This is a genomic window from Gimesia sp., from assembly GCF_048262075.1.
In the GTDB taxonomy this organism is placed as follows: Bacteria; Planctomycetota; Planctomycetia; order Planctomycetales; family Planctomycetaceae; genus Gimesia.
Genome location: NZ_JBLXFK010000002.1, coordinates 37,851 through 52,034, shown reverse-complemented (window position 1 = coordinate 52,034; position 14,184 = coordinate 37,851). Strand labels below are relative to the sequence as shown.

General features: G+C 48.5%; 7 protein-coding genes. All 7 read left to right on the top strand.

From position 1 onward, the window contains the following. Positions 1-325: 325 nt before the first annotated feature. Positions 326-853, top strand: coding sequence for a TadE/TadG family type IV pilus assembly protein (locus tag ACN0YH_RS03895; RefSeq protein WP_417378247.1), 528 nt, complete (start codon positions 326-328; stop codon positions 851-853). A 57-nt stretch (positions 854-910) separates the two neighbouring features. Then, on the top strand, positions 911-1,483 hold the full coding sequence (locus tag ACN0YH_RS03890; RefSeq protein WP_417378246.1) for a TadE/TadG family type IV pilus assembly protein: 573 nt from the start codon (positions 911-913) through the stop codon (positions 1,481-1,483). A gap of 58 nt (positions 1,484-1,541) precedes the next feature. Beyond that, positions 1,542-3,338, top strand: a complete 1,797-nt coding sequence (locus ACN0YH_RS03885) for a pilus assembly protein TadG-related protein (protein WP_417378245.1) — start codon at positions 1,542-1,544, stop codon at positions 3,336-3,338. Between the two features lie 420 nt (positions 3,339-3,758). Further along, a complete protein-coding gene (locus ACN0YH_RS03880; protein WP_417378244.1) occupies positions 3,759-8,927 on the top strand; it encodes a DUF1549 domain-containing protein in 5,169 nt (1,722 codons plus the stop codon). 78 nt (positions 8,928-9,005) lie between these two features. Next, a complete protein-coding gene (locus ACN0YH_RS03875) occupies positions 9,006-10,475 on the top strand; it encodes a DUF1501 domain-containing protein (protein WP_417378243.1) in 1,470 nt (489 codons plus the stop codon). A 158-nt stretch (positions 10,476-10,633) separates the two neighbouring features. Next, positions 10,634-11,719 carry a DNA alkylation repair protein gene (locus ACN0YH_RS03870; RefSeq protein ID WP_417378242.1) on the top strand — a complete coding sequence of 362 codons (1,086 nt, stop codon included), beginning with the start codon at positions 10,634-10,636 and terminating at the stop codon, positions 11,717-11,719. Between the two features lie 269 nt (positions 11,720-11,988). Continuing rightward, positions 11,989-14,169, top strand: coding sequence for a PQQ-binding-like beta-propeller repeat protein (locus tag ACN0YH_RS03865; protein WP_417378241.1), 2,181 nt, complete (start codon positions 11,989-11,991; stop codon positions 14,167-14,169). The last annotated feature ends 15 nt before the right edge of the window (positions 14,170-14,184 follow it).

Here is a 14,184-nt window from a genome sequence, read left to right as displayed (position 1 = left end):
GAATTTCAATTGAAGGGCCTTGATATCAGTCTCTCAGACACAAGAAATTAACAAATAACACGATTACAGCCCAATTAATGATGTTTTTTTTCTGCAGGGCTCGAAGGGCTGCTGCTGCATTATGGGAACCTGTTGATATTTATCAACACCAAAAGTATTCCGGGATTTTGTGAAAAAAGACCTGCAGCAGACAAATTCTGAGCTATTGTTTTAATGGACGATACCAGCCCCTCTTGAAGATAGTTCTCCCGGCACACTGCACGTCAGCAGATTTAGACAGATATGACCATGGAGGGACATACATAACTTTTTCAAGAGCAGAAATATGTTAAAGCGGCACCGCCGAATGGCATTCAATCAAAAATCGGAAAAAGCACGTTCCGGTGCCACATTAGTGGAACTGGCATTCGTGACCCCGGTTTTTCTTGTATTCGTGTACGCCATTTTTGAATTTGGCTATGCCTACATGATTTCCAATATTATCCAGGAAGCGACACAGGAAGGCGCGAAACTGGGGCGTTGTGAAGCAGTGACGACCGCGCAAGTCGAAACCAAAGTGAAAAATCTGCTGAATACCGTCTTCGATGCCAGCCTGGCTGACGTAATGGTCAAAGATGCCAGTCAGTTTGATACCCCCGGCGTCGATGTATCGCAAATTAATTACAAGACGCTGCCTGATCTCGAATTATCCAACGCGAATAAAGCCCAGTTATTCCTGGTTCGCGTTGAAGTACCCTATAAAGATGTACGATTACTGAGCTCGTTTTTTGTTGATCCGGTCAAAGCCGCAGAGGCTGCCGAAAAAGAAAAGAGCATGGTCTTATCCGGACATTCCGTCAGACGGCACGAGTAATCAGAGAGAAATTAATATTACTTATTTCGGCAAGCAACCGCCTGCAGGAGCAAACTTATGCAAGTCATGCAAAAACAGAGAAGTCAGTCAGTCATTTCCAGGCAAAACCGTCGCGGAGTCGCAGCGGTTGAATTTGCATTAATTGCGCCGGTATTTCTGGCGTTACTACTGGGTATGGTAGCGGTGCGAAAGGCCGTTCACACCACGACCGTTATGGACGCTGCCCTGGCCCAGGCAGGCCGCCTGGCGTCGATGGATGCCGGCTTAAAACTTCCTGCTGGCAAGACTCTGAATGATAAAATCATTCTGGATGTCCGCAATTTCCTGCGTGCCTCCGGAATCGAAAATGATGAAACCAATCTGGTGGTCACAATTACCCATGCGGATGATGAAAATGGAGTTCCTCTAGACCCCATGCCAAATCCCCCCAGCTCTGGAAATAATTTTGATTTAAGCAATTCCAGCAACCGAAACCGGTTATTTCGAATAGGGATCGAGATTCCTGAGGGGGCCTCCAATTCCAAGTTATCAGATATCATGGACCTGGAAGGTTCGATGGCCGAACCAATGAGTGGTAATCCTGTATGGGATCTGATTTTGAATAATGGTACGACCAAGATTGTCAACTAGAAATGCACAATTTACTTAAGTGTCTATGACTCTATTTCAGAGTACAAGAGGGGGAAACATGAGACAACTGCAACAATTGAAAGGTGAGGAAACCAGTTCCCCGCACGACCAGAGTCGTCGCGGTGCGTTCATGGTAATGGCAGCGCCATTCCTCGTCGCAACCATGGGGTTCATGGCGTTCGGTATCGACATCGCTGTGATAACAATGACCAAGACAAGAATGAGAAATGCGGTCGAAGCGGCAGCATTGGCAGCGGCTCAGCAGATTACCGATGCCGTCCAGACGACGGCTGATGGTATCGGTGGCAGCGACAATGTCAGTGGCGATGTGCAGGATGCGAATTCGATTGCCGTCGAAACTGCCAGAGCTGTTGCTGAAAAGGTGGCGCGGCTGAACGGGGTCTATATTGATCCTCAGACCGATGTCGAATTCGGTAAACGATACCAGGACAGCGCGGGAACCTTTCATATGGTCTGGGGTGAAAGCGCCAAACCTTATAACGTGGTGAAAGTCACTGCCCGTAAAGATAATGCCACTGAGGGACAGCCCGACTCGCGTCTACCGCTGTTCTTTGCTGGATTCATGAGTGAAAAAACAGCCGCTGTGACGACTTCCGCAATCGCATTTATTGAAGCCCGCGATATCGTACTCGTACTCGACTATTCAGGTTCGATGAGTTACGACAGTGAATTTGATGCGATGTCCTCTTATCGTCTGGGGAAATCGGCTGTCGAAGCCAACCTGGATGAAATCTGGGATACCCTGGTCGCTTCCGGGGCGACTTACTCCGACACAGGAAAACTGAAATTTCCGGCATCGGGTTATGGAAAAATCGATTCCGCAAATGGAAAATATATCAGTTCTACAAACGATGACTATATCTTCAAGTCATTGGATCTCGATGAAGTGGACTCCAGTGGTAATTTGAAATACCCCTTCCCTCAGGAAGGTAAGAATTACTATGGAAGTCTGAATGGCGAGCCTTCTGGCAATACGAATAAGAACCTCTGGAAAAAATATATCAAATGGGTTCGTTCAGACGGCACTGTCAAGAGTTATGGGTACCGCAAAAAATATGGGTACCGTACTTTGATGGGGTTCCTGATTGAGCAACGCAAGCTGAACAGCCAGTCTGAAGATCTGTGGCGGGCTCCCATTTATCCGTTCCATGCGATGAAAGAGGGGGTGACGCTGTTTACCCAGTTCCTCAGCGGTCTGGAGTTTGGCGATCACATTGGACTGGTTACTTATGATGATACATCACGTGTTCAGTCTGTTTTAAATGAAGAGGGTCTTTCTGAGTCTGTAGATCTGGGAGATGAACTCATCACGAATCGATATTCGGATGTTGATATGATCCAGAGACACAAGCAGGCTTCTCACTATGCTCCTTACACTGGTATGGGTTATGGGATTAAAGATGCAAGAGAATTACTGCAGTCCCATGGCCGTGCTGGTGCTCGTCCTACCATCCTGGTAATGACCGACGGTAATGCGAACCGCTCGCCATCGGGCTGGTCACTGCCGGGAAGTTGGAACTGGGATGAAGTGACCGATTTCGATGATGATGGTCAGTCTGACTATTCCACAAATGATCGGGATAAACAGTATGCATTCTGGCAGGCTGTGGAAGCAGCTAACCTGGGGTATACGGTTCACACCATGACTGTAGGACAAGGAGCGGATCGCAATTTAATGCAGGCCATGGCTAAAGCGTGCAATGGGATCTGTATTGATGCCCCTGGTGGCGCTACGATTGAAGACATGAAGTCACAGTTACTGACTGCCTTCGGTAAGATTGCCGCCAACGTTCCACCAGCAAAATTACTGGCGGACCCGGAAAGCGATTACTAGGAGAACGAATTCGTTAAGATTCGTGCCTGCTTGGGTTGATTTTCTACCTGAGTGAGGGGGTGGCTGGAAACAGCCACCCCTTTTTTTATGTGGGGAATCAGTTCATAAACAATCTTATGAAAAGTCACAGAAGGCGGAAGGCTGGTTGGAAATCTTCTAAAAAATTATGAAAAACATGAAATTCTCATCGACGAGGAATTAGGATGTATTCATAATGGTAGATATCAAAGCAGTCGAATATTAAGTTACTGACTGAGGAACAGTCAGAGTAAAACTTATCCTTCCACTACTCTCACCCTGGTTGATTTTCGCTCTGAAATAATGAGCCCTCTCAAAATCAATAAGGGGCAATGAGAAGAAATTGTCTTCTCATCACCAGAGTTATTTTAACTTAGGTTTGCCACAAGGGGGTTGAGGTTCATGTCCTGCGACAAGATCCGTACCGTTATTTTTTTCACGGCCGCATTCTGCGCCAGTACTGTTTCCAGCTTGATGACTGCGAATGTTTCTGCTGCTGATAAAGGAATCAGTTTTTATCAGCAGATCAGGCCTATCCTGCAGTCACAGTGTGCTGGTTGCCACCATCCGCGAAATCCTGAAGGGGAATATGTCGTTACCGAGTTCTCCCATTTTCTTAAAGGAGGAGAAAGCGAGACCAAAGCGATCGTACCGGGGAAGCCAGACGAAAGTTATCTGGTCAAACTGATCACGCCGGCCGGCAATGAAGCAGAAATGCCGAAAGCAAAAACGCCTTTGTCCCAGGATCAGATCAATCTGGTGCGTTTATGGATTCAGCAGGGGGCTAAAAATGATTCACCGGCAAAAGTGGAATATCGTTTTAACCAGGAGCACCCTCCCACCTATTCCTCACCCCCGGTCATTTCTGCACTGGATTATTCACCCGATGGCAAAATTCTGGCGGTTGCCGGGTTTCATGAAGTGATCTTACACGCTGCTGAAGGTGATCAGATTCTGGCCCGTTTGATTGGAAAGTCACAACGCATCGAATCAGTCCAGTTTTCACCGGATGGGAAATTACTGGCAGTGACAGGCGGAACTCCTGCGGAACGGGGAGAGATTCAGATCTGGGACGTGGCGACCAAAACGCTCAAGCAATCCATTCCCCTCACGTACGATACCTTGTACGGCGCTAGTTGGTCTCCCGATGGAAAACTTCTGGCTTTTGGCTGTAGTGACAATACCGTCCGTGTGATCGAGGTGGAAACAGGAAAAGAAGTCCTGTACCAGAATGCCCACTACGACTGGGTTCTGGATACTGTATTTTCCAACGATGGCAGCCATCTGATTTCTGTCAGTCGCGATCGTACAACAAAACTGACAGAACTGAAAACACAGCGTTTCATAGATAACATTACTTCGATTACCCCTAAAGCGCTTACGGGGGGATTAGCCACCATTGATCGTCATCCAACCCAGGATACTGTAGTGGTTGGTGGAGCGGATGGTGTGCCGAAACTGTATCACGTTTTTCGGCAGTCAAAACGGGTGATTGGAGATGATGCAAACCTGGTACGCCAGTTCCCTGCTCTGAAGGGACGGATCTTCGGTGTCGATATTCATCCGGGTGGAAAGCAGCTGGTCGCTGTCAGCAGTCTGAACCATACCGGTGAACTGAAAGTGTTTGATTTTGATATCGCGTCCAAATTCCCGGATGATCTGGTCAAAATTCTTTCTGAGCGCGTGGCATCACGCTCTGCAGAACAGAAAAAGCGGGTCGAGGAGAATCGCAATAAAGGGGTCAAGGTTGTCAGTGAGGTCAAAGTACCGGAATCTGGTTTGTATACAGTCTGTTACCATCCGAAAGGCGAAGTGATTGCCACCGCCGGGCAGGATGGCCAGGTACGCCTGTATGAAGCAAAAACCGGACATTTGAAGAAATCCTTTGTACCTGTTCCTTTGCAGCAGACCGGCCCCCTGGTTGCGGCTAAACCAGCAGAAAAACAGGACGCTACCGGGAAACAGAAGAGACAGCTTGTTGTCGTTGATATCAATCAGAAGAAACTTCCAGAAGAATCGTTCAGCAATGCTGATCCCCTGGTGAAACTGGAAGTCCAGCCTGCAGCAACCACAATCGCACAGAAATACGATACCGTTCAGTTTCTGGTGACCGGCTATACCAAATCCGGTGCTAAAACTGATTTGACTCGTTTAGCTCAGATGTCACTCAAGGGAAAAGAGATTATTAATGTCTCACCCCGTGGACTGGTTAGAGCGTTGAAACCAGGAACTGCAGAAGTTCAGTTCAGTCTGCATGGTCAGCAGGCAACCGCGAAAATTAAAGTGGCAAACTTTCCCGCCAGTTACAGCCCTGACTATTGGCGGGACGTGGCACCGGCGTTCACAAAAATGGGATGCAATTCCGGATTATGTCATGGTGCCAACAAAGGGAAGGATGGCTTTAAGCTCTCTCTAAGGGGAACCGATGATCTGTTTGACCTGCGTGCCTTTACAGACGATCTCAAATCACGACGCGTGAATTTAGCCGCCCCTGAGCAGAGTCTGATCCTGCTGAAAGCAATTGCGGAAGTTCCTCATAAGGGAGGCCAGGTGGCGCTCGCCGGAGATGCACATTACGAAATTGTATCCTCCTGGATTCAAGATGGCACGCCACTCAAACAGGATGCGTCTCGCGTCGCCAGTATCAAAGTTGTACCAGAAAATCCGGTTGTGCCTCGTGCAGGACTGCTCCAGCAGTTTCGGGTTCTGGCAACATACGATAATGGCGAAGTCCGCGATGTAACCTCCGATGCCTTTATTGACTGCAGCAACATTGAAATCGCAAAAATGCATCATGGCGGGATCGCTGAAGTGCTTCGCCGAGGTGAAGCTCCCCTGCTCGCCCGCTATCAGGGGAAGTACGCAGCGACAACGGTCACTGTCATGGGAGATCGCTCTGAGTTTGCCTGGAAACAGCTACCTGTTTTTAACTACATTGACGAGCTGGTAGATCAGAAACTTAAAAAGACGAAGACTCTGCCTTCTGATTTGTGTTCAGATACTGAGTTTATCCGTCGAATCTACATTGATCTGACAGGATTGCCACCCACGATTGAAGATGTGAAAGCGTTTCTTGCCGACAAACGTGAGTCCCGTACTAAACGCAACGAGCTGATTGATCGTTTACTGGGCAGTCCAGAATATGTGGAGCACTGGACGAATAAATGGGCGGACCTGTTACAGGTCAATCGCAAGTATCTGGGGACAGAGGGTTCTCAACTGTTCCACGACTGGATCCGCAAATCAGTAGATGATAATGTGCCTTACGACAAATTTGTCTATAACATTCTGTCCGCTTCGGGTTCCAATAAAGAAGTGCCGGCTGCTTCGTATTTCAAAATACATCGTACTCCTGAAGATACGATGGAAAACACGACACACCTGTTTCTGTCGATTCGCTTTAACTGCAATAAGTGCCACGATCATCCCTTTGAACGCTGGACCCAGGATCAATATTACGAAACGTCCGCTTTCTTTGCCCAGTATGATTTAAAGAATGCACCGGAAAGCAAAGGCCGTACGATTGGCGGAACCGCTGTCGAAGGTCGTAAGCCTTTGTTTGAAGTTGTATATGATAAAAAAGAGGGGGAAATGATTCACGAACGAACCGGGGCTAAAACACCTCCGGAATTCCCCTATCCTGCCGAGTTCCAGGCAGCTGGTAAAGAAAAAGAGGAGCTGACACGTCGTGAAAAACTGGCGCGCTGGATTACGTCACGGGACAATCAGTATTTTGCCAAAGCTTATGCCAACCGCATCTGGGGGTATCTGACGGGAACTGGTCTGATCGAACCGATTGATGATATCCGGGCGGGCAATCCGCCTTCGAATCCGGAACTGCTGGATCGATTAACGGCTGATTTTCTTAAGCATGACTTTGATATTCGACACATGATGCGGGTCATCTGTCAGTCGCGGACTTATCAGTTATCTATCGAATCCAACCAGTGGAATGAAGATGACAGTATCAATTTCTCCCACGCAAAAGCTCGGCGTCTGCCTGCAGAAGTTTTGTATGATGCCTTGTGCCGAGTGACAGGTTCGCAGTCAAATATCCCCGGTGTTCCTGCCGGGACCCGTGCTGCCGAACTGCCCGATGTCGGTTTCGAGTTGAAAAGTGACTTTCTGGCAAAGTTCGGACGTGCACAACGCGAGAGCCCCTGCGAGTGTGAGCGGTCTTCCAGTGTGGAACTCGGTCCGGTAATGGCTTTGATCAGTGGTCCCACCGTTGGCAATGCCATCAGTGATCCCAAAAACGCCATCAATCAACTGGTGCAGACCGAAAAAGACGACCAGGTCCTGGTTAACTCTATCTTTTTACGGGTGTTGAATCGCCCTGCATCTCCCGAGGAAACGCAGGCTGGAGTTAACCTGATTCAGCAACAGATTGAGAGTGAACATGTCGCTCTCAAAAAACAACTGGCTGCCTATGAAAAAGATCTGAAGCCGGAAGTCATTCAGCAGGAAAACCAGCGTGTGCAGAACATCCAGGCGGCCCAACAGAAAGTGTCCACATTTGAGAAAGCGATTGCTCCCCGGGAGGCGTTCCTCAACAAAGAGCAACATGAACGCATTGCGAAGCTGCAGAAAGCATTGACCGCCTATCAGAGTTCGATTCAGGGTAAGGTTGCGGCCTGGGAAAAACAGGAAGCGAAAGGGACTAACTGGAATCCCGTTAAGCCGACAACAGCTAAAGCGACGAATGAAGCAACTCTGGAGCTACAGAAAGATCTGTCTCTGCTGGCGAAGGGGAAAAATGGGAAAGGTAATTATGAAATCGTTACAGAAACCAGTCTGAAAAATCTTTCGGCAGTCCGGCTGGAAGTGCTGACGGATGATTCGTTTCCCAGGAAAGGTCCCGGTCGTTCGGCTGATGGGAATTTTGTATTGACGGAATTCGAAGTCTATGCAGCTCCGAAATTAAAACCGGATCAGAAAACAAAACTCACATTGTTTAATGCTCAGGCTGATTTCAGTCAGAATGGCTATGCGATTGCCACGGCCATTGATGGAAAACTTGCTCCGCAGGGAAATGGCTGGGCGGTTTCACCACAGATTGGAAAACGACATGTGGCCAGCTTCGATATTCAGTCGAAGGTCCCCGCAGATGCAGAGGGGACCATTTTGACGTTTGTCATGAAACAGGAATTCAATAGCAATACGCATTCGATTGGCCGTTTCCGTCTGTCTGTGGCGGACAGCATTGGACCGACAACCCTCGATCAGCATCCCAAGGATATTCAGAATATCCTGGCGAAGGCGGTAGATAAACGAAATGCTGCCGAGAAAAAGAAACTGCAGGAATATTACAGCAAAGCCGACAGCCAGTTGCAGTCGATGTTAAAAGCAGTTGCCGATAGTAAACAGCCGCGCGCGACTGACCCGGTTCTGGTACAATATCGTAAGGATCTGCAGGCAATGCTGGAAGTGCGACCGGTCGATCGAAAACTGACACGCCTGCGCAGCGATGTGAAATTAAGTGCCGAACAGCTCAAACATCATCGGCTGATTGCCGCTCAGGACCTGACATGGGCTTTGATTAACAGTCCTGCGTTTTTGTTTAATCATTAAGTACGATTCGAAAGATCATATTTATATATAGAATACAAAACTGAAACTGCTCTCAAACCGAAGTGAGGAGATACTGAAATGCTGATCATTCCCGGTCAACCAGGCAAGGAAGTATGTGAGTCTCGAAATCAAATTTCACGGCGCGATCTGTTACGGGTTGGTAGTTCCGGCATGATGGGGATGGGACTGGGTTCCATGCTGCAACTGCAGGAAGCGGCTGCCAACAACAATGAGGGAGGCGGTCCGGGTTGGGCCAAAGCCAAAAGTGTGATTCTGATCTTTCTGCAAGGGGGCCCCAGCCACATTGATTTGTGGGACCCTAAAGAAAATGTGCCTGACAACGTACGCAGCGTGTTCAACCCCATCTCCACAAAACTGCCTGGGGTGCAGTTTACCGAGTTGCTTCCGAATCTGGCTCAGAATAATGACAAGTTTACGATGATCCGCTCGATGAGCTACACACCGAAAGGGCTCTTCAATCACACGGCAGCCATCTACCAGATGCTGACTGGTTACACCACCGATAAAGTCAGTCCGTCAGGCCAGCTGGAACCACCCACACCCAAGGACTTCCCGAACTTCGGTTCCAATATTATCCGACTGCAGCCTCCCCAGGTTTCCATGTTGCCATTCGTGATGCTGCCTCGTCCTCTGCAGGAAAGTAATGTGATCGGCAAAGCGGGTACCGCAGGTTTTCTGGGTCGCGCTTACGATCCTTACTATCTGTATCCACCCGGAGACGATATGGATATGAATAAGATGGATAAGATCAGTGTGGATGACCTGAAACTGCGTCCGGACGTCTATACATCCCGTCTGCAGCGTCGTGCAAGCCTGCGTGATACGATCAACAAGGGCATGCCTCAGCTCAACAAAGCGGTCGAAGACTACAAACTCGATAAGTATTATACACGTGCCCTGGATCTGGTCATTTCCGGGCGTGCCCGTGATGCATTTTCACTGGATCAGGAATCCGATGCTGTCCGTGATCAATATGGTCGCAATACGTTCGGGCAGAGTCTGTTGCTCGCAAGACGTCTGGTGGAAGCGGGAACCCGCGTGGTGGAAGTGGTCTGGCCAAAAGTTGCCAATTCCAACAACCATTCCTGGGACGTCCATAGCGGTCTGACCAATCGTCTGAAAAACCAGTCGGCTCCGATGTTTGACCAGGGACTGGCCAGTCTGATTTCTGATTTATACGATCGTGGAACTCTGGATGAGACTCTGGTCGTGGCTGTAGGTGAATTTGGTCGTAGCCCGCAACGCGGTGTCAGTACTTCAGGAAATTCCAACAGTGATGATGGCCGTGATCACTGGCCTTACTGTTACACTTCCCTGCTCGCTGGAGCAGGGATTAAACGAGGCTACGTGCATGGCGAATCGGACAAAACCGGTTCCAGCCCGCGGAAAGATCCCGTTCATCCCCGCGAACTGCTGGCCACAATTTACCATTCGTTCGGTATTAATCCGGAAACGATTGTGTATAACCATCTGAATCAGCCACGCGAACTGGTAAAAGCCCAGGCAGTCACAAAACTGATGGGATAACCAGACCCGCAACACCATTTCTCTCAGGCCCACCTGCCCTCTGCGACAGGTGGGCCTGTTTTGTTTGTAGAGAGGCATCGAAAAGAGTACGATAGGCGGCGACTTTTCTGTCCGTAAGTATGCCTGTTATGTATAACCAGAACTGAAATACAATATTCATGCCTGAACCGCTTAAAGACCGCTATGATGCAGTCTATCTCAATCGTCTGATTGAGGAACTGGCCCGCCACTCGTCCCGCTTTCCCCGAAAGCGTATGCTGCAGTTTGTGTTTGACGATGAATGGGAGCAGCGCGAACTCAAGCAGCGGATGCGCCACATTACGCATGCATTACACGAGTTTCTACCACAAGATTACGGAGCGGCACTTACAGTATTAGAACGGGCAGCTCCCGCTTTCGGCGGTTTTGAAGCGATGTTCTTCCCCGATTTTGTCGAAGTCTATGGTTTGGGAAACTGGGATCGTTCCCTCAAGGCACTGGAGCATTTTACAAAATATTCCAGTAGTGAATTTGCCGTCCGGCCGTTTATTGTGCAGGATCAGCAACGTATGGTCCGCCAGTTGAAACTCTGGGCAGCATCACCGAATCATCATGTCCGCAGACTGGCTTCTGAAGGGAGTCGCCCCCGTTTGCCCTGGGCGATGGCTTTACCTGCCTTTAAACAGAATCCCACACCCGTGCTGCCGATCTTAAAACAGTTGAAAGCAGATTCCAGTGAATATGTCAGGCGGAGTGTCGCCAATCATCTGAATGACATTTCCAAAGATCATCCCGATGTCGTGCTCTCGCTGGCTGAGCAGTGGCTCGCGGGAAAACCGGAAATACGCTGGATTGTGAAACACGGCTGTCGGACATTATTAAAACTGGGTGATCCGCAGACGCTGGCTCTGTTCGGGTATCGCAAGCCGGAGGGCCTGAAAATCAGGAACTTTCAACTCCGACCCTCAGTCATCAGGATGGGAGAACAGGTGGTGTTTGAGTTTGAACTGGTCTCGCGTAAAACGGAACTGGGGCAAATCCGTATGGAATATGCGATTGAGTTTGTGAGGCAGAATGGAAAGACAACCCGTAAAGTATTCAAGATATCGGAAGGCGTGTATTCAGAGCACTTCAGGCTGTATCGATCCCGGCATTCATTCAAACCCATTTCCACTCGTAATTATTACCCCGGCACCCATCGTCTGGCGATTATCGTCAATGGTCAACAGTTGGATCAGAGGGATTTTGAATTGCAGGATGACTGAGCAGGCAGATGATTCTGAAATCGAAAAGTTGTTAAAAAAACGAAAAGCATCAAAATAGTCCTTGAAAAACTGAATAGTCTTTAGTGTACAATGATGACATGGTTTGTTGCTCGCTGAGACGAGGGAGAGAGAAACCAGAAATACAACGAATAATTTAAAAACCGGGAACTCCTGTCACCCCACAACCATCCTGGTTATGTTCTTACAGATCGCGCCAATACAATTAATATCAACAAGCAAGCAGGCCATTCGTCGGCTAAGGATGGGTAATGTTATCTATGGGTGCGCACTTGAAACACTTCAATCTGAAATCAGCCTGGACTCAATGCATTGTCTGGTCGGGAGTGTGTTTTCTCTTCTGCCAGCAAGATCAGGCTGAAGCACAACAGGTCATTATGTTGAATGGTGCAGTGGTCGTTCAGGATGCGATGGCGGCTAACAGTACTTCTCCCCACAAAATGCCGGGGTTCAGTATCTCGGTTGATGAGAAAAAGTTAAATCTGCTGGAAGACTACGAACGTTATATCCGCCATCGGATGTGGGAAAAAGCGCTGGCATCGTTAAAGGAACTCTCCGAAACCAAATCCACCTCGCGATTACTGCCTACGAAAGACGGTTTTCTTGTGGATGCAGAAGATCGGGTATTCCAGGCGTTAACTGCTTTGCCTCCCGAAGGACGTGAAGCGTTTCGGCTGTTCTTTGACGGCAAAGCTCAAAAACAGTTTGAAGAACTCACTGTGTCGGGAAGACTGGCAACTCCCCAGGCGGTTGCCGAAGCCAGAAAAATATTCTCCCAGTATTTTTTAACTTCCATCGGCGATGATGTCGCTGACCTGCTGGGAAATGATGCTTTTGAGCAAGGCGAATTTCAGCAGGCGGCTCGCTACTGGCGTGCTGTGCTGGATCATCATCCTGATTCCAATCTTTCCGAAATTGACCTGAATGTCAAATACGCGCTCGCTCTGATACGTAACAGGCAAACCGATCAGGCGGCAGCGACGATTCAACTGATATCGCAGCAGTATTCAGATCAGAAAGTGACATTAGGAGGCAATTCTGTTGATCCTGTTTTGTATCTCAAAAATCTGCTGCCTGCTGAATCCGAAAAAAGTATCAACAACTCTGATGCGACAACCGTGTTTTCGAATCGAATTTCTGAGCCACTTAAGATGTCAGCCAAACAGATTCAACCCCGCTGGCAGGTCACCTATCTGGATCAGACGGCGGAACAGGCGATTGTTAATTCCCAATCAGACTACTATGGGCGAGCGAAATCGTATCAGACATTTGTGCCTCCGATGACCGTGGATGATCAACGGGCGTATTTTAATTTTTACGGGATCTGTTTCGCAGTCGATCTGCAGACCGGGAAACTCGTGTGGCGGAACGCGAAATTCAAGGACCTCGGCACAAATTTCAATAATTACAGCTTTCATCAGTCATCGAATCTGAAGCAGTACCATATTTCGGTGGAGGGTGATTATGTTCTGGCAACGTTAATTCCACAGAAGGAGATGAACCGCTATCGTGCCGCCTATCGACTGATTGCCTATCAGCGTGATTCAGGGAAGCAGCTTTGGATATACAGTCAGGCAACTGAGAGCTTTATTTCGAAACCGCTCGTCGACGGCGAACATATTTATGTTGTCTCACATAAGCAGAATAATAAATTGCTGACCTTGAATTGCCTGCAGTTAAAAACCGGGAAGAAAGAATGGTCGATTCCCCTGGGCAGTGTGGTCGCCGGAAACTCATCGAACGGAATGACCATCATGCCGATCCCGATTCTACAAAAGACGGGAGACAGCCTGTTAATATTAACGAATAACGGCGCCCTGTTTGAAATCAGCATACCAGCCAAAACGATCACCTGGGCATTTCGATATCCTTACAAAGTAGATCAGTCCAATACCAATTATTACTACGCAGCGCTTGATGAAGCGGTGCAGTTACATTCCGAAGGCCAGATGCTGCGGGATCAGAATCAGGTTTATTTCAAGGAAGCGGGTATGGATGAAGTCTATGCTCTGGATCTGGCTGCTAAAAAATTACTCTGGAAACGACCGATCAAAAAATCAGCTCAGCTGGTGGGCATTGATCAGCAGAATGTCTATCTCCTGTCTCGGGAACTGGAAGCAATCGACCGCAAATCGCATGAATTGAACTGGGCAGTCAAGTTACCGGTTGCTGCAGGAGGCATGAGTGCCCTGGTTGACCCGGATCAGCTCTGGGTTTTTACCAGTCGGGGAATTTTCGAAATTTCGAAGACAAATGGGGACATTCTCGAGATCTATCGAGGGCATGATCTGACTTCTCTGGGTGGTTCGATTGATTTCAGGCAGGGACTGGTACTGTGTGTCTCGAATCAGGCAGTGACTGCCTACCCGGTGACTGACCCCGGTTCACCAGTCGACTCAACGGATCAGAAATCAAAACCAAAAAAACAATAAGAAACTTTTAACGCT

Bases quoted from the DNA above. Each gene is read 5' to 3' on its own strand.
- ACN0YH_RS03895 (WP_417378247.1), top strand. From the start codon at position 326: ATGTTAAAGCGGCACCGCCGAATGGCATTCAATCAAAAATCGGAAAAA.
- ACN0YH_RS03890 (WP_417378246.1), top strand. From the start codon at position 911: ATGCAAGTCATGCAAAAACAGAGAAGTCAGTCAGTCATTTCCAGGCAA.
- ACN0YH_RS03885 (WP_417378245.1), top strand. From the start codon at position 1,542: ATGAGACAACTGCAACAATTGAAAGGTGAGGAAACCAGTTCCCCGCAC.
- ACN0YH_RS03880 (WP_417378244.1), top strand. From the start codon at position 3,759: ATGTCCTGCGACAAGATCCGTACCGTTATTTTTTTCACGGCCGCATTC.
- ACN0YH_RS03875 (WP_417378243.1), top strand. From the start codon at position 9,006: ATGCTGATCATTCCCGGTCAACCAGGCAAGGAAGTATGTGAGTCTCGA.
- ACN0YH_RS03870 (WP_417378242.1), top strand. From the start codon at position 10,634: ATGCCTGAACCGCTTAAAGACCGCTATGATGCAGTCTATCTCAATCGT.
- ACN0YH_RS03865 (WP_417378241.1), top strand. From the start codon at position 11,989: ATGTTATCTATGGGTGCGCACTTGAAACACTTCAATCTGAAATCAGCC.